This is a genomic window from Acinetobacter higginsii (assembly GCF_000369845.1).
Taxonomy (GTDB): domain Bacteria; phylum Pseudomonadota; class Gammaproteobacteria; order Pseudomonadales; family Moraxellaceae; genus Acinetobacter; species Acinetobacter higginsii.
On sequence record NZ_KB850215.1, the window covers coordinates 215,238 to 230,845 of the forward strand.

Annotated in this window: 16 protein-coding genes and 1 tRNA gene; 12 read left to right on the plus strand and 5 right to left on the minus strand. The window is 38.0% G+C overall.

Annotation, left to right across the window (positions count from 1 at the left end; all coding sequences use genetic code 11):
• Positions 1 to 189: 189 nt before the first annotated feature.
• Positions 190 to 816, minus strand: coding sequence for an isochorismate family cysteine hydrolase YcaC (gene ycaC, locus F885_RS08625; protein WP_004657244.1), 627 nt, complete (start codon positions 814 to 816; stop codon positions 190 to 192).
• Between the two features lie 285 nt (positions 817 to 1,101).
• On the opposite strand from ycaC, the gene F885_RS08620 reads away from it, so the two are divergent.
• From F885_RS08620 to F885_RS08605, 4 genes are all read left to right on the plus strand, one after another.
• Positions 1,102 to 1,968 carry a pirin family protein gene (locus tag F885_RS08620; protein ID WP_005317449.1) on the plus strand — a complete coding sequence of 289 codons (867 nt, stop codon included), beginning with the start codon at positions 1,102 to 1,104 and terminating at the stop codon, positions 1,966 to 1,968.
• A gap of 432 nt (positions 1,969 to 2,400) precedes the next feature.
• Positions 2,401 to 3,699 carry an FAD-dependent oxidoreductase gene (locus F885_RS08615; RefSeq protein WP_004803715.1) on the plus strand — a complete coding sequence of 433 codons (1,299 nt, stop codon included), beginning with the start codon at positions 2,401 to 2,403 and terminating at the stop codon, positions 3,697 to 3,699.
• A 2-nt stretch (positions 3,700 to 3,701) separates the two neighbouring features.
• On the plus strand, positions 3,702 to 4,529 hold the full coding sequence (locus F885_RS08610; RefSeq protein ID WP_005317452.1) for an SAM-dependent methyltransferase: 828 nt from the start codon (positions 3,702 to 3,704) through the stop codon (positions 4,527 to 4,529).
• A gap of 7 nt (positions 4,530 to 4,536) precedes the next feature.
• Positions 4,537 to 4,959 (plus strand): GFA family protein, encoded by a 423-nt coding sequence (locus tag F885_RS08605; protein ID WP_005317455.1) that lies wholly within the window; start codon positions 4,537 to 4,539, stop codon positions 4,957 to 4,959.
• A gap of 9 nt (positions 4,960 to 4,968) precedes the next feature.
• On the opposite strand, the gene F885_RS08600 is transcribed toward F885_RS08605, so the two are convergent.
• Positions 4,969 to 5,044, minus strand: a tRNA-Thr gene (locus F885_RS08600).
• 100 nt (positions 5,045 to 5,144) lie between these two features.
• The gene (locus F885_RS08595) at positions 5,145 to 5,471 is read right to left on the minus strand and encodes a gamma-glutamylcyclotransferase family protein (RefSeq protein ID WP_005317459.1); all 327 of its coding nucleotides are present in this window, start codon (positions 5,469 to 5,471) and stop codon (positions 5,145 to 5,147) included.
• 386 nt (positions 5,472 to 5,857) lie between these two features.
• Between F885_RS08595 and salA the strand changes: the two genes are divergently transcribed.
• From salA to F885_RS08565, 8 genes are all read left to right on the plus strand, one after another.
• On the plus strand, positions 5,858 to 7,135 hold the full coding sequence (gene salA / locus F885_RS08590; protein WP_005317461.1) for a salicylate 1-monooxygenase: 1,278 nt from the start codon (positions 5,858 to 5,860) through the stop codon (positions 7,133 to 7,135).
• Positions 7,136 to 7,177: 42 nt separating this feature from the next.
• Complete coding sequence (locus F885_RS08585; protein WP_005317464.1) at positions 7,178 to 8,533, plus strand: MFS transporter; 1,356 nt, start codon at positions 7,178 to 7,180, stop codon at positions 8,531 to 8,533.
• An 89-nt stretch (positions 8,534 to 8,622) separates the two neighbouring features.
• Positions 8,623 to 9,513 carry a LysR family transcriptional regulator gene (locus F885_RS08580; protein ID WP_005317472.1) on the plus strand — a complete coding sequence of 297 codons (891 nt, stop codon included), beginning with the start codon at positions 8,623 to 8,625 and terminating at the stop codon, positions 9,511 to 9,513.
• Between the two features lie 673 nt (positions 9,514 to 10,186).
• A complete protein-coding gene (locus tag F885_RS08575) occupies positions 10,187 to 11,065 on the plus strand; it encodes a sce7726 family protein (RefSeq protein WP_005317475.1) in 879 nt (292 codons plus the stop codon).
• Positions 11,031 to 11,246, plus strand: a complete 216-nt coding sequence (locus F885_RS21240) for a sce7725 family protein (protein ID WP_005317476.1) — start codon at positions 11,031 to 11,033, stop codon at positions 11,244 to 11,246. Before F885_RS08575 ends, F885_RS21240 begins: the two co-directional genes overlap by 35 nt.
• A gap of 57 nt (positions 11,247 to 11,303) precedes the next feature.
• Positions 11,304 to 11,954 (plus strand): sce7725 family protein, encoded by a 651-nt coding sequence (locus F885_RS0120160; protein WP_228253478.1) that lies wholly within the window; start codon positions 11,304 to 11,306, stop codon positions 11,952 to 11,954.
• 1 nt (position 11,955) lies between these two features.
• On the plus strand, positions 11,956 to 12,996 hold the full coding sequence (locus tag F885_RS08570) for an RES family NAD+ phosphorylase (protein WP_005317479.1): 1,041 nt from the start codon (positions 11,956 to 11,958) through the stop codon (positions 12,994 to 12,996).
• 84 nt (positions 12,997 to 13,080) lie between these two features.
• Positions 13,081 to 13,812, plus strand: coding sequence for a Fic family protein (locus F885_RS08565; protein ID WP_005317481.1), 732 nt, complete (start codon positions 13,081 to 13,083; stop codon positions 13,810 to 13,812).
• Positions 13,813 to 13,850: 38 nt separating this feature from the next.
• Here the strand turns inward: F885_RS08565 and F885_RS08560 are convergent, their stop codons facing one another.
• Positions 13,851 to 14,858 (minus strand): hypothetical protein, encoded by a 1,008-nt coding sequence (locus F885_RS08560; protein WP_005317483.1) that lies wholly within the window; start codon positions 14,856 to 14,858, stop codon positions 13,851 to 13,853.
• Between the two features lie 73 nt (positions 14,859 to 14,931).
• Complete coding sequence (locus tag F885_RS08555) at positions 14,932 to 15,606, minus strand: YagK/YfjJ domain-containing protein (protein WP_005317485.1); 675 nt, start codon at positions 15,604 to 15,606, stop codon at positions 14,932 to 14,934.
• Positions 15,607 to 15,608 lie beyond the last annotated feature (2 nt).

Genomic DNA, 15,608 nt, shown 5'->3' on the forward strand with positions numbered 1-15,608 from the left:
TAACACAGTAGCGGCAAAAAGTGTCTCTGTCCCGTAGGGTTATAGCTAAAACTTCCCTAAACTGCGTTATGAAACTTGGTAAGGGGAAGACCATTACCTGCATTTCATGCCTTGTTTATGTCGTTTTAGCTGATAACGCAAGACATGGCGGAAATATCAACAGACCCCTGCTAATCTTGATATGACGGTTTATTTTTCTGCAGTGTTGGTGAAATAACTGGTCATCAAGTTGCGATAATCAGGAATATGATTCGAGAATAAAGCACCTAAGCCTTCGATATCATTGCGCCAATCACGGTGCAGTTCACAGGCCATACCAAACCAGGTCATCAGTTGTGCACCTGCTTGTGACATACGATCCCACGCCGCATCGCGAGTGAGCGCATTAAAGGTACCTGACGCATCGGTAATCACAAATACTTCAAAGTCTTCTGCCAGTGCAGATAAGGCTGGGAATGCGACACAGACTTCCGTGACCACACCGGCAATAATCAATTGTTTTTTACCTGTAGCTTTGACCGCTTTAACAAAGTCTTCATTGTCCCACGCATTGATTTGGCCTGGACGAGCAATATAAGGGGCATCTGGGAACAGTTCTTTCAGTTCAGGAACCAGTGGACCATTTGGGCCATTTTCAAAGCTGGTGGTGAGAATTGTAGGTAAGTTGAAGTATTTTGCGGCATCTGCCAATGCCAAAACATTGTTTTTAAATTTGTCTGGATCAATATCCCGAACCAATGAAAGGAGGCCAGCTTGGTGGTCGACCAAAAGTACGGCTGCGTTGTCTTTGTCTAGGCGAATATAATCTTTAGCCATTGTTGTATCCTCGTGTTTTTGTAAAAAGAATACGGAAAAGAAAGTGAATTTCCGTAGTGCTTGAAATTATGCTAGTTAAATTTTTCATGTAGATGAAGCGCAAAAAATGAGATAAACAATATCAAAAATAGGATGATTGATAAGGTTTAGGGATTGATTCACTTTTTAATTTTCAATTGTCCTATATGTAGAATAATGTGTTGCCATTCTGAGGCTATAAGCACACCTGCTTGAGGCGTAAAATAGATCCCAAGAACAGAACTTCTACTCTATAGGAGAAACCAAATGAAAAGAATTCTGGGTGTGTATCAAAATAAACACATGCACTGGGTCGGTGATGGTTTCCCAGTGTATAACTTGTTTTCCTATGACCGTTTAGGCCAAAGCCTCAGCCCATTCCTCTTGTTGGACTATGCTGCACCATACCGTTTTGATCCAACCACAGCACAACATGGAGTCGGTTCGCATCCACATCGTGGCTTTGAGACCGTGACCATTGCTTATCAAGGTGAAGTGACGCATAAAGACTCAAGTGGCGGTGGTGGAACCATCAAAGCTGGTGATGTGCAATGGATGACTGCAGGTGGTGGTATCTTGCATCAAGAGTTCCATTCGCCTGAGTTTGCCCATGAAGGTGGTTTGTTTGAAATGGTTCAGTTGTGGGTTAATTTGCCAGCGCATTCCAAAATGACGCCAGCAAAATATCAAGCCATTGAAGCCGATCAAATTCAGCACATTAAATTGGATGATGCGGGTAGTGAGATGCGAGTGATTGCAGGTCAATACCAAGACACCGCAGGTGCAGCAACTACCTTTAGTCCAGTCAATGTCTGGGATGGTACGATTGTAAAAGATCAGGAACATAGCTTTTATGCGACCGAAGGCCATACCGCATTGTTGGTATTGCTCTCTGGTCAGGTGGTCTTAAATGAGAACCAAAGCATAGAAGCACCGAGTTTGGTGGTGCTGAGCCGTGAAGAAATTGACTTTAGCATCAAGGCCGAACAGGACAGTAAATTCCTGATTTTGACTGGTCAGCCACTGAATGAACCGATTGAAGGTTATGGACCTTTTGTCATGAATAGCAAAGCGGAAATCGTTGAGGCTGTTCGTGATTTCAATAGCGGTAAATTTGGTTCAATGCAAGCTTAATTGCAATTTAAATCAGTTGCTTATATAAGAAAGCCTATCACTCCGTTAAAGTGATAGGCTTTCGCTGTAAGGGTCCTCTATTGATTTTTTTAATATTATGTCACTTATAATTATTCAGCTTGTTATGTGACTTTGTTCTCGTTATTGTTTAATAAAAATAGCACTAATATTGGGCTTTGCAAAGGCTATAAAGCGCTGAAAATGAAAAAATATAGAATGTTCTGTATGTTTTTATGTCCTAAAATGTAATAAGTCTAATTTTTTCATTATGTTAAGATACAAACGCAATTTGTGATAAAATGTAACAAGAATCCAACAACGATATTACGACAAAAGTCTGGCAGAAGCCTTCAATCTGGTATTTTTTAATACCGCGTTTCGCTTAACTATCGGTCATAATCAAGAAAAATCATCAACTGATGGGACATAATTTTGGATATTGCAATTATTGGCAGTGGAATGGCAGGACTTGCCTCAGCCAGAATCCTACATGATGCAGGGCATAAGGTAACTATATTCGAAGCACTCGCAGGGCGAGGCATGGATAGTCATAGTATTGATTTTGATGGTGGTATTATTGATGCCCCACTACGCGTAATGAATCCAAAGCTTTGGCAAAATACTTTAAGTTTGGCAAGCTACTTGGGCATAGAAACTTTCCCTGTCCGTACTTTTATGGCTTGCAGTTGGTTGTTTGAAGATAAAACAGATACATGGCTCACCACTTCACGTAGCCGTATCGGCAATTTCCCGATTATTAATAACCGCAAAGGCATTCAGCAATATGGCTGGCGCTTGGTCAAAGGCATGTTGCAACTGAAGACTGCGGTACATCAATTCTTTAAATCGGATAATCAAGACATCACACTAGCTGAATTCATGAATCAATATCATATTGAGGAAGTGTTTTGGCATGGCACAGTAATGCCAGTGCTGTATACCATTTGTACTTGCCATCCTAAAACCATTGGTGAATGGCCAGCCAAACCTTTATTGGAATTTATTCGTCAGTTGACGGAAGGTGAAGCCTTATTACGAATGAAAGGTGGAACGCCTGCACTGGTCAATCGCTTGATTGAAGGCATTGAAATTCATAGTGGTTCGCCTGTTCAAAAAGTTGAAGAGCAGGGCGAAAAAGTTTTGGTGGAAAATGCACAGGGTGAAAGCCAATTATTTGACCGTGTGGTGATTGCGACACCAACCCCAGTGATTGAAGATTTTCTCAAGCAGCCGCAATTTGCCGATGATATTGCCTTACTGAAAAAATTCCGCTTTGAACAGGGCGATTTGGTGATTCATACCGATCCAATTGTGATGCCACAACGCCGTAAAGATTGGGCAGTATTGAGCTATATGATGGATCGTAAATTTACCCGTCAGCAATTTACCGTGTGGATCAATGCGATTGAACCAAGCTTGGTGGGTAAAAATGCCGTGTTCCAGACGTGGTGTCCGGTGATTGATATCGATCCGAAGAAAATCATTTCTAAAGTCAAACTCACCCGTGCGGTGGTTGACTCAGAAACGGTCGCTCTGAATAAACAAATTCAGCAACGTCATTTGGATTTAAACCGTAAAGTATTCTATTGCGGTTCATGGTCGTGTGATGGTTTGCCGATCTTAGAATCTGCTGTGACCTCTGCGATGCATATTTCTGAAATCTTAGGTGCAGCCGTTCCATTTGTTGGATTAAAACCAAAAGTCAAAGTTGCACCTGAACTCGGTTATTAAGCATGGCCACCTTCAAGCAAGCGCTGATCGAGAAAGTCATAGGGCATAAATATGCGATTGATGCTAAAAGACTCGGTGATGATGCATGGCTTGCTTGGAGTAATTTAGGTTTTTGGCAAGGCCAACATGATCATTATCCACAGGCCTGCCAAAGTCTGGCCGATCAAATTGCGCAATCGATTCAACTGAAATCCACAGATCATGTTTTAGATCTAGGCTGTGGACAAGGTGCCAGTTTGTTGCACTGGACCCAGCATTATCAGATTCAACAACTCAGTGCAGTTGAGTTGCAGCCTGATTGTGTCAAACGAATTCAAAAACAATTACCGCAGGTTCAAATTCATTGTGGCTCTTTTTTGAATTTAAAAGCACTGCAACTTTTGAATTCATTTGATGTGGTGCTGTGTATAGATGCGGCTTATCACAGTGATTTGAATTCATTTCTCAATTCAGCATCTGCAGTTTTGAATTCAAAAGGTCGGATCGCGTTTCACACCCTGATGTGGTCGGATAATTGGCAGCAGTGTTCTGTTCTACAAAAACAAAAATATCGCTATCTGTTAAAAAGTGCCGATGTGAATTGGCAGCATGTGATGGATCAGCAGCAGCTGGGGCAGACTTTAGCGCAGCATGGTTTTACTGATATTCAAATTCAGGATTTTTCTGAGCCGGTGTTGAATGGTTTTGCGGAATATATCGAAACACGAAAAATTGAAAAATCAGCATTTGATTTGGCTCAACTCAAAATAAATATGACTGCCAAGTTGTGCCGAAAACTCTACCAAGATGGATTAGTACGTTATATTCAAATCAGTGCAGTAAAAAAGTGAGAACAAGATGCCAAATGAATATAAAGGTTCATGCCTGTGTGGGGCAGTGAGCTATCAGGCGGAAGTTGCGCCACGTTATCGTTTTAATTGCCATTGTCGTGATTGTCAAAAAGCCACAGGCAGTGCTTATGCACCGATTGCCTTCTTTCACCAATCTGAACTTAAAATCGAAGGTGAATTAAAATATTTTGAGTCTTTGGGTTTATCAGGCAAGCCGATCCGCCGTGCATTTTGCCCAAACTGTGGTTCGCAAATGTTTGGCCTACCAGAACTCGTGCCTGAGATGATTTCAATCCGTGCAGGAACATTGGATGATCCAAATTTGTATCAACCGCAAGCAGAATGTTTTGTGAGCCATGCAAATGAATGGGATTTATTAAATCCGGATATTTCGCATTTTGAAAAAATGATGGGGAAAAAACGAGAGTAAAGCGAGAAATGGTGCCGGCACACGGATTCGAACTGTGGACCTACTGATTACAAGTCAGTTGCTCTACCAACTGAGCTATGCCGGCAACGTGGCGAGAATTCTACAGAATCTAATTAAAAAAACAAGCGAAAAAATGAGCAATCAGATAAATTTAATTTGATTGTCGAATTTTCGCCAATTTCAGCTTAAGTATTGAGTGCATAGACAAAGGAATCAATCACTTCACCTGTGTTTAAGTGTGCTTTAACAGGGACACGTTGATAACCTGTACCTTCGAATTCATCCAGTGCTTGCCAGTGTTGTTCTAGGTTATCTGAGAAAAAGACAAAGCCAGATACCTTTTGATCTGTTTGATCGAGCACAATGCCCGGAAAGCCGAGTTCAGCTCCCCAGCCTTGTTGTTTGAGTGTGCCAAATACATGTGCTTCTGCCCACATACCACCAATATTTTCCATGATATGGGCATTGGGACGGTTGGGCCCTAGAGTCCCGTAAACAAATAAACTGAGCATAGTGAAAAGTAGGAATGTAAAAGAGGTAGGGTAGCAGATATAACGGGCTAATCGTAAATACTGCGAGCTAAGCAGCGAAAATCGTTATTTGTTTAATTGATTATTCTTCTTGAGAGCAATTCCTTGGAAATAAAAAATCTATTTAAATAAATACTTGGAGTAAATGGAAAATTAGTGAATATTAACTGATAGAGGATGAAGTCATTTTTACCATTAATATAAAAAGTAAGAGGATTACAATCGATTTCTAACATAACTTTCTTATGAAAGAAGGGCGTTATTTAATTTTTAAATAATTGAACAAAAAAAATACTAATTGGACTTTATAAGCTAACTTCTCAAAAATGAATATGTGAAAACGATAATGATGTTTAAGGAACAAACACATGAATACACATATTCGAGTTGCCGTGGTTGGTGGTGGTATTGCTGGTCTGGCTTTAGCAAGTAATTTAAGTAAATACGCTCATTTAGATGTCCAGATGTTTGAATCAGCACCTCAGTTTTCTGAAATTGGGGCTGGGATTTCTTTTGGTGCCAATGCAGTCAAAGCGATTGAACTGCTAGGTTTAGCCAACGAATATCACGCAATTGCAGATAAGGTATCGCCACCCTTTCAAGATGTTTGGTTTCAATGGCGCAATGGCTATACCGATGAATATTTATCTGCATCTATCGCGACAGGTGTAGGGCAGTCATCTGTTCATCGTGCTGACTTCCTTGATGCCATTATTCCTCACATGCCTACGCAAAATGTTCACTTTTCTAAACGCCTTGAGGCGATTGAAGAACAAAATGATCAGGTGATTTTGCACTTTAATGATGGCAGTCAGCATGCATGTGATTATTTAATCGGGGCTGATGGTATCCGCTCTGTGGCTCGCCAATATGTTTTAGCTACTCACGATTTACCATCAGTTCATCCACGTTTTTCAGGAACTTGGGCATATCGTGGCATTATTTCTCACGCTACATTTAAAGAAGCTTTGCAGCAAATAAATGGCGATACAGAGTTAGCAGATATTCCGCAAATGTTATTGGGCAAAGAAAAACATATTTTAACGTTCCCTATTCGTAAGGGGGAGCAAATTAATATCGTTGCTTTCTGTTCAAACCGTGAAGATACGATGTTACCAGCCGATACACCGTGGACTAAGCCTGTCGATACAGCTCAAATGCTTTCCGATTTTTCAGACTGGAGTGAAAGCTGCCAGACATTACTCGGTTTAATTGAACAGCCCACCATTTGGGCCTTACATGAAATTGAAGAACTTTCGACTTATCAAAGTACCTCTGGTCATGTCATTGTCATGGGTGACGCTGCACATGCCATGTTACCTCACCAAGGAGCAGGGGCAGGGCAAGGTCTTGAAGATGCATTAATCCTTGCTGCCTTATTGTCGACAAAAAACTTACAAACAGATCAGTTAACTGATGTGTCTTCAGTTTATGAAAAGCTCCGTTTAAAACGTGCTTGTCGTGTTCAGCAAACTTCTCGTGAGTCTGGCGAAATTTATGAGTGCTATTCGAATCAGTACCCCACATTTGCCGAAATTGGTGAACATCTTGAACATCGTTTTGACTGGTTATGGCAACACGATCTAGAACAGGATGTTGCAGATGCAAAGCAACAACTACATCAATTAGTAATGGCGATCATTTAAATAAGTTTTTGTTTTACACACAATTTGCTAAGGAAAGCAATTATGGAAAAACTAAATGCAAATCAATTGATTGATGATGCAAGATTAACACCCTTGCATTGGCGTGTAATCTTGCTGAGTGCACTGATTATTATTTTTGATGGCTATGATTTAGTCATTTATGGCGTTGCATTACCCAAGCTTATGCAACATTGGCAGTTAGATAGTATGACTGCTGGATTGCTGGGCAGTGTTGCATTATTTGGCATGATGTTTGGTGCCATGATTTTCGGTAGCCTGGCCGACAAATTAGAGTCCTATGGTTTTAGTCGTAAGCGTTTAATTATGCTTTGTGTTCTCATTTTTAGTGGTTTTACCGTGTTATGTGGCTTTGCCAATAGCCCTAAAGAGTTTGCCATTTATCGTTTTATTGCGGGCCTTGGTTTAGGCGGCGTAATGCCAAATGTTATTGCTTTAATGACTGAGTTTGCCCCAAAGAAATTACGTTCAACTTTGGTATCGCTCATGTTTAGTGGCTATGCAATTGGTGGTATGAGCTCAGCGCTTTTAGGCATGTGGTTGGTTCCTAAATTTGGTTGGCAAATCATGTTTGTTTTGGCGGGTATTCCACTCATTTCATTACCTATTATTTGGAAATTTTTACCCGAATCAATTGATTATCTGATTCGCCAAAAAAAATGGGAAGAGGTCCGTAATTTACTTCAACAGTTAGCACCAGAACACAACATAACTGATCATACGAGCATCGTCTTACACCAAGAAAATCAACAAACAGCCGCTCGACCTCTGGTTGCTCTATTTACCGAGAATCGTGCTTTAGTCACTGTATTTTTCTGGCTGAGTGTATTTATGGCTTTACTCATGGTTTACGCGCTCGGTAACTGGATACCAAAACTCATGGTTGAGGCTGGATATGATTTATCAACCAGTCTAGTCTTTTTACTAGCGCTAAACTTGGGTGGGATGCTGGGTGCCATCGGTGGTGGTTACTTTGCTGATCGTTTTCATCTGGGCAAGGTCATTTGTTTACTCTTCTTGGCGGGTGCAATTTCACTTTACTTGCTGAGCTATGCTTTACCCATGGTCATTTTATATCTCTGTATTGCCATTGCAGGAGCCGCGTCTATTGGTGGGCAAATTTTATTGCTAGCTTATATGGCTCAGTTTTATCCTTCACCAATTCGCAGTACGGGGATTGGTATGGCTCTAGGTATAGGTCGTATTGGGGCGATTTTAGGCCCAATCTTATGCGGCTGGCTTTTAAGTTTGCATTTACCCATCGAGTATAATTTCATCGCGCTCGCCATTCCTTGTGTGCTAGCAACCTTAAGTGTTATTGCCATCGGTATTTGTAATCGAACTAAAGGTGTAATGCTAAATTCAAGTATATCTTCATAAGAATTAAGCATTTTTATTCCTATAAAAGGAACTAAACGCTAAACAAAGCAGTTAAAGTTTTTGTTTAGTATATTTAAAGGATCAGAACCATGGATTTAGGTTTGATTAAAGTTTTTGTCTGTATTTATGAGTCTCGTCATATTAGTAAGGCTGCTGATAAATTAAATTTGAGTCAGCCTTCTGTAACGTATAATTTGAACCGTTTACGCCGTCAGTTAAATGATGAATTGTTTACTCGAAGCCGAAGTGGGGTCGAACCGACAAAAGTTGCGCATGAGCTTTATCCGATTTTTCATCAAGCAATTTTTAATATTGAGTCAGCGATTGCTCAAGCACAGGAATTTCATCCCGAAAATTCAAATAAAACGTTCAGAATTGGGCTGTCTGATGCAGGGGAGATTTGTCTTTTACCAAGTCTTATGGCTTTTTTGCAGAAAACAGCGCCCTATATTCAAATTGAGATTGAAGAGATTCAGTCGTCTAAAGTCGAACAGTGGCTTATTGATGGCTTTTTAGATCTGGCCGTATTTAATAGTACGCAGACCATAATGCCTAAAATAGAAACACGTACTTTATTTGAAGAAAGATATGTATGTATTGCGAGAGCTGACCATCCAAGGCTACAGCAGCAACTAACGTTAGAACAATATTTGCAGGAAGATCATGTTGCCATTAAATCATCAACAGGGCATATCCAGGTTGAGCAGTATTTAAAAACAATGAATTTAAAGCGACGCATTCGTTTAGAGGTTCCACACTTTAGTGTTTTACAAGGCGTTTTGCAGAGTTCAGATATGTTGGTGACATTACCATCGCGAGCAGCTCGGCACTATCTAGCGCATGGTAATGTCCAAATGTTTGAATTACCTTTTGCCATTGACTCTTTTAAAGTGAGCTTGAACTGGTTTAAGCGTAGTGATGATATAGTGGCTAGGAAATGGTTAGTTAGCTCTGTTAAAGCTATATTTCAACAGTTATAGGAGGATGATGCTTTTTATTTCAGGCTATATCAAAAGAGATATAATGTAAAAAAAAAGCCTAAACCCTTCGATTTAAGCTTTCTCATTTCATGCAATCACATGAATAAAAATTCTGGCGAGAGAGGGAGTCATATTTTAAGGTTAAATTATTGATAAAATTAAATTAAAAAAATATAAATATTATTTTATCCCCCAATCGTCCCCCAGTCTTTAAAAATTATTAAATTTAGACGACACATATCCTGTCATTTATAGCGATTGTAAACTAATGATTTAGCTCATGTTGTCAATGCATAATTTATTAGTTTTGAAAATAGAAAATATAAATTAACTATTGGCTTAGTAGGGAAAATTATTGTTTGGAAAAGTAAGATTTCTATTTATGATCGAGAGCGGGGCAAGATAACTATTTAAAAAAAAGTATCTCTAAGAAGCTACATGCGCCATAGTCCCGTAATGAGTCTACTGATCATCAAGAGTTGTGATATCAAATACATTCTACCTAGGGGGCTTCTATTGAGGCTATTTAACAAGTTTTATGCCTAATGTAAGTTAACAACTGGTTAGAGCTTTATTTGGGGCTTGAATTTTTGTTACGGGATGACTTACAAATGTTTAGGGTTTATCATTTCAAGAGAAAATTTAGCGAGGTGTTATCAATGGTTGGCAATCAATGAGCTTGGATAGTAGGGCTATTGCTAAAGTGTTTAATAGCAGTGTTCTTAATGAAATTTCTAATGGTAATTTTTCCTATGTTGAAAAAATTGCCAGCAAATACTTTTGCTCTGACGACCAGATTTCACTTAGAGATTTTTACCAGCATGCGTTTAGCTATTTGCAAAATCACTATCAAAACGAATATTACTATAAGAGCTTAATTGTAAAAAAAATATTACTTGGTAGGCACTCGTTAAATACTGCAACAATGTTAACGGAATTTAGAGTTGGCGTGAATAAGGCAGATTGCGTCATTCTGAATGGTAAGTCGACTTGTTATGAGATTAAAACAGACTATGACTCATTAGTTAGGTTGGCTGATCAATTAGAGTCGTATACGCAACTTTTTGATGAGGTGTATGTCGTTTGCTCTTCTAAGTTTCAACAGGCAGTATTAGAGTTGGCACCATTTGGTGTTGGTATTTTAGAGCTTAGTGAAAGGTGTACCCTCAAAATGGTACGTAAAGCACAAAATAGAACCAACCCAATAAATAAAACGCTATTAATGCAGTCTTTGAGGCAACATGAGTATAAAGAGTTGGCAGAATTGCTAACTGGTGAGCAAATTAACTTACCTAATACTTTATTGTATCACGGATGCCTCTCAGTAATAGAGAGTGTTGCGGATGATAAAACATTGAGCAATAAATATATTAAAATTCTAAAAAAATCTAGGAAAAATAATGATAGACTGATCAATAATTTGCCAAACTCTTTAGCAAATGCAGCTATTAGTTATAGATTCAGAAAAAGTGAAATGGATGCATTGATAAAGTACTTTAATAATAATGAGGGGTTGTATGTATTATCCGATCTTGAGAGGGAAACTCAATGAGTTTTTAGCTTTGAGAGAGCTAGCCTCTCTTTCATTGCAAAATCATTTTTGCCCTGTTATTGAGCCTGTTCGAGAAGATTTATCAGCACTTAGACGAGCGGTTTTAGAGCTAAATACCAATAATATTAAACCACTTATCATTATTAATCCTGTTATTGGTGAGTTTAAGGGTCAATTTTAAAATATTACTGATAGTTTAAATCATGGTTCTGATCTGCAATACATACCATGTTTTATTTTGCATGATAGTATTGATGGAGTACCTTCAGAGGTTAAAGCGTTGGGAGAATATGCGCTATTTGTTACTAGAGGAATTGATCAGCAGGTAATTCAAGAGTCAAAAGAAGCTGTACTTACATTTGTTAATCATGATATTTCACCTAACGTATTGATATTATTGCACAACGTGGTATTGTGCGGTGATTTCTTTAGAAGTCAACTACGGAACGCTGATTATCCTGAAGAGTCTTCTTTTTCAGCATTGCACACATACTATAATAAACCGTATCAAAATTTGGTTGTAGGCTTTAGTGACTACACAATTACTGGACAAGACTTTTCAGAGTCTGGTGGACCGGCATATGTTGTGACGATACACGTTTCTTATATTGATCCTAAGCGATTTAACGAAATGTTTATTAGGCATTATCTATCTTACGAAGATGGAACTCCTGCACAACCAGGGGCCAAATTTTTAAGTGCTTTACAGCTTTTAATTAAAGACATAGAAACTGGCTCAGTTCCTTTTGTTAAAACTACAGCACTTTCGGAATTTATAACATTAAATATTAAACGACATTTCCCTGGTTTAGGGCAAGTTAAAAAAATTTGTATTAAACATCATATTGAAACCCTTGTTGATTATTTAAACAATGAGAAAGGTTCGTAGAATGAGTGCCTGTTGTGCTAACTGTTTTAACGATAATCAATTAAAACACTTTATTTTAAATGAATGTCATGGGGGCGCTTTAAGCCGATGTTCTTTTTGTCGAAGTGAAGGGGTGCAGTTAATTGATACAGGACTTCTTTCTGAGCACTTTGAAACATTAACAAAAGCTTTCGATGTGGTTGAGTCTGATGGGCTAAGTTTGGTTGATGCTTTACAGCAGCATTTTTCAATATTTAATGAAAGGATAAATGATAAAAATACATTGTTGAATCAGATATTCAAAGATAATCAGCAATTATTAAGTAATCAATATAAATATTCTTATACTGATTTATGTACATATGGGTGGGCTTCTTTTAAGGATGAAATTGTTAAGCTCAACAGATTCTTTCCGCAAACACATATATACAAAGAAATTTTCTCAAAAGGTGATGGTTCTAGAGTTTTCTTTGAGTTGACTGAAACACTACTTTCCACATATAGCCAAGGGGATGCCCTTTTTAGAGCCAGATTATCTGAGACCATGCTTACAGCATCGGAAATGGAGAAGCCACCAGTCAACTTAGCTTCTGCAGGGAGAGCTAATCCTGTTGGGATACCTTATTTATATTTGTCAAATAATATTGATACATGTATTGCTGAAGTTAGACCAAGTAAAGGTGCCAAGATTTGCATTGCAACTTTTAGGTTAAATAATCAAATCAAACTCTTAGATTTAACGAATCCTAGAGAAAGGGCAACCTTTCTATTTTTTAATGATACCGAGTTGAAAGAAGCGCTGGATTATACGGCATTATTAGAAAAGTTTTCTTACGAGCTATCACTGCCTGTCTTACCTGCAAGAACTAATCTAGATTATATCCCTACTCAATTTATTTGCGAGTTTTTTAAAGCCGTTTGCGGATATGCAGGAGTAATATTTAAAAGCTCATTTGGCTTTGGAGACAATATAGTTTTATTTAATGATGAAGATATTACCTGTGAGAGAATCATGCAATATGAGATTTCAGAAGTTATTAACAAGCATAGCTCTATAAGTTAAGTTGATTCTTAATAGCTCCTAAAATCACTATATTGAGCATTCATAATGCATCACAAGGCTTATTAAATAGAGGTTGCTTAAACTATGTTTGAGATCATTGATGATTTAAAAGCTAAATTAGATCAGCATCGACCTCTTTCACCTGCAATTGTTAAAAATCTACATGAAGACTTGATCCTACGCTGGACTTATTACTCGAATGCGATCGAAGGTAATACCTTAACCTTATTAGAAACTAAAGTTGTTCTAGAGGGGATTACAGTAGGTGGGAAGGCATTAAGGGAGCATTTTGAAGCGATTAACCATCGTGATGCAATTTTGTACGTTGAAGATATTATTAAAAAACAAGAACCGTTTTCAGAGTGGCAAATTCGTAATATTCATCAATTGATTTTAAAAAATATTGATGATGAGAATGCAGGTCGATATCGTCAGCAAAATGTCTTAATCTCAGGTGCTACTACCAATCCTCCAGATCACACATTGCTCAATGACAAAATGGCTCAATTTATAGATTGGTATAATCAAGAAGCTCATAAATTACATCCGGTTGAACGAGCAGCCAAAGTTCATGCTGATTTTGTGGGTATCCATCCTTTTGTGCATGGGAGTGGAGGTACATCTCGATTGTTGATGAATCTTGAATTGATGAAAGCAGGTTATCCACCGAGTGTGATTACTGTCGAAAATCGCTTAGCCTACTATGAGGCACTTGATCAATGGATGGCGTATGGCAATAGTGAGCCATTTAATAACTTAGTTGCTGCTGTTGTATTGGAGGGATTCAAGCCATATCAAACAGTTTTAGGAATCTAGGAAAGTAAAAGTAAAAGAAGGGCAAAAGCCCTTCCTCGTCAATTTCTGCTATCACATTCTATGTATATGAATTTTGGTGATACGAATTCAGATTCATAATAGACATATTTGTATTTTTCAACTTGTTGTCCAAAAATGACTTTCCATATCTTTTCATTTATACCGTCTACACCTTGAATATTCATTGAATTTTGAAATTCAAAAATACTCATGGTGATCTTCGAAAGTGGTGCAAAATTAAGAGTGCCATTATCACGAAAGCTGATGCAATCTTTCATTGATAAAGGCTGGCATTCTCGCTCTGTCGCACAATACACATTTAAGACATAGTTATCAGATAAATCACGTTGTATACAAAAAAATAATGCTAAAATTTCTGATTGATGTTTTTCATGAAACTGATTGATGATGCTGCGCATTTTTTGGTTCAAAGCATTTTCCACAGATTTATTTGCTTTAAACAGTTCATGCTCATTCATGTGGAACACATAAGTAAAATGATTTAGATTAAATTGTTGATGAGTTTTGAATAACTTTTTCATCACAGGTACATTTTCTTTACGTATTTCTTTGATTAATGCAATACGCTTATCACGATCAGCGATTGCATTTTTACTGGTTGAATGCTTTTTCAATTCATATATGAATGCATCTACAACAGGTTTTATCTGCTCAACATAGTATTCATTGTGTAGCAGCATTGGATTAATAGGTCCATCTGAATTGTAACCCAAATTTACATATGCCTGATGCACAGCCTTTACACTTTGACTGATTTTGAATAGTGAGTGTTCTCGTAATTGAACATTAATTGGTTGAAAGCTCAGTAGTAGTTCAAATACATGATCTGTATGCGGAGTATTACTGACATAGTATTGAGTAGAGATTCGACTGATTTTTTTAAATTTTTCCTTGAAAGGCAAATAACTCGGATTCGTAGCGATTCCCGAAACGCTGTGCATATTGAATAGGTTGAACTCACCCATACAAAAATAAGGTAGATTGGTACTTTCTGTCGTATTGGTAGGTTGCATTGAAATGTTCATTGTAATCTCGTTTTTTAAATAGGGAAGCAATGCTCTCTAAGGCTGACTGAGAGCATGATTTGAATATTTTGAATTAAGTTACTATGGTCTCTAGGAGAAGCTTACGGGGTCTTCCAACATTGCTTCTTTCAAGGTTGCGAGTGCTATAGCCAAAAGTCCGTTGTTTGACTTGACTCTTTTCGATGATGAATTGACTGGTTTTAGTGAGGTAGTTGACAACTAACTGGTCTAGTGCGTCAATTTTTTCCTGATCATTATGCACAAGTGTCCCAATTGCAAGTTTTTGATAAAAAGCCTTATCGTGATTGCAGCTATGGTAAGACCCTTTGTTCTGGGTAATATTTTTCCATAATTTGCCAAGTAGATCCGCAAAGTAGGTATCTTGCTTATAGATATTGCCATCCATAAAAAAGATAAAATGATAGTGATAGCCCTTTTGAATCCCATATTCTAATTTCCAAATAAAACCGACAATTGGGGGAACTGCATTATTTGGGGTATGGAGTTGTTTAATGAACATTCTCAGGTAATTTTTTAGAAGCTCAAGTGTGATTTTAAATTCTCGATAAATTGCAAAATCAATTCTGATTACCAATAATTTACTGAACTTATGAATCAATTTTCGAATAAGCTGTTTGGCTTTCAGTCTTTGGTTTAAGCTTTTCGCATGGCGTAATTGCTGCGCTTTTTTGTAGTCTTCATCATTCGCTATGGCATAGAGAGGTGGATCAGGAAATTTGAACAACACTT

What these genes read in the sequence shown, in the direction of transcription:
- F885_RS08570 (WP_005317479.1), top strand. Translation starts at nt 11,956, where the DNA reads ATGAGTGCCTGTTGTGCTAACTGTTTTAACGATAATCAATTAAAACAC.
- F885_RS08620 (WP_005317449.1), top strand. Translation starts at nt 1,102, where the DNA reads ATGAAAAGAATTCTGGGTGTGTATCAAAATAAACACATGCACTGGGTC.
- F885_RS08605 (WP_005317455.1), top strand. Translation starts at nt 4,537, where the DNA reads ATGCCAAATGAATATAAAGGTTCATGCCTGTGTGGGGCAGTGAGCTAT.
- F885_RS08560 (WP_005317483.1), bottom strand. Translation starts at nt 14,858, where the DNA reads ATGAACATTTCAATGCAACCTACCAATACGACAGAAAGTACCAATCTA.
- ycaC (WP_004657244.1), bottom strand. Translation starts at nt 816, where the DNA reads ATGGCTAAAGATTATATTCGCCTAGACAAAGACAACGCAGCCGTACTT.
- F885_RS21240 (WP_005317476.1), top strand. Translation starts at nt 11,031, where the DNA reads ATGTATTATCCGATCTTGAGAGGGAAACTCAATGAGTTTTTAGCTTTG.
- F885_RS08565 (WP_005317481.1), top strand. Translation starts at nt 13,081, where the DNA reads ATGTTTGAGATCATTGATGATTTAAAAGCTAAATTAGATCAGCATCGA.
- salA (WP_005317461.1), top strand. Translation starts at nt 5,858, where the DNA reads ATGAATACACATATTCGAGTTGCCGTGGTTGGTGGTGGTATTGCTGGT.
- F885_RS08595 (WP_005317459.1), bottom strand. Translation starts at nt 5,471, where the DNA reads ATGCTCAGTTTATTTGTTTACGGGACTCTAGGGCCCAACCGTCCCAAT.
- F885_RS08575 (WP_005317475.1), top strand. Translation starts at nt 10,187, where the DNA reads ATGAGCTTGGATAGTAGGGCTATTGCTAAAGTGTTTAATAGCAGTGTT.
- F885_RS08585 (WP_005317464.1), top strand. Translation starts at nt 7,178, where the DNA reads ATGGAAAAACTAAATGCAAATCAATTGATTGATGATGCAAGATTAACA.
- F885_RS08580 (WP_005317472.1), top strand. Translation starts at nt 8,623, where the DNA reads ATGGATTTAGGTTTGATTAAAGTTTTTGTCTGTATTTATGAGTCTCGT.
- F885_RS08610 (WP_005317452.1), top strand. Translation starts at nt 3,702, where the DNA reads ATGGCCACCTTCAAGCAAGCGCTGATCGAGAAAGTCATAGGGCATAAA.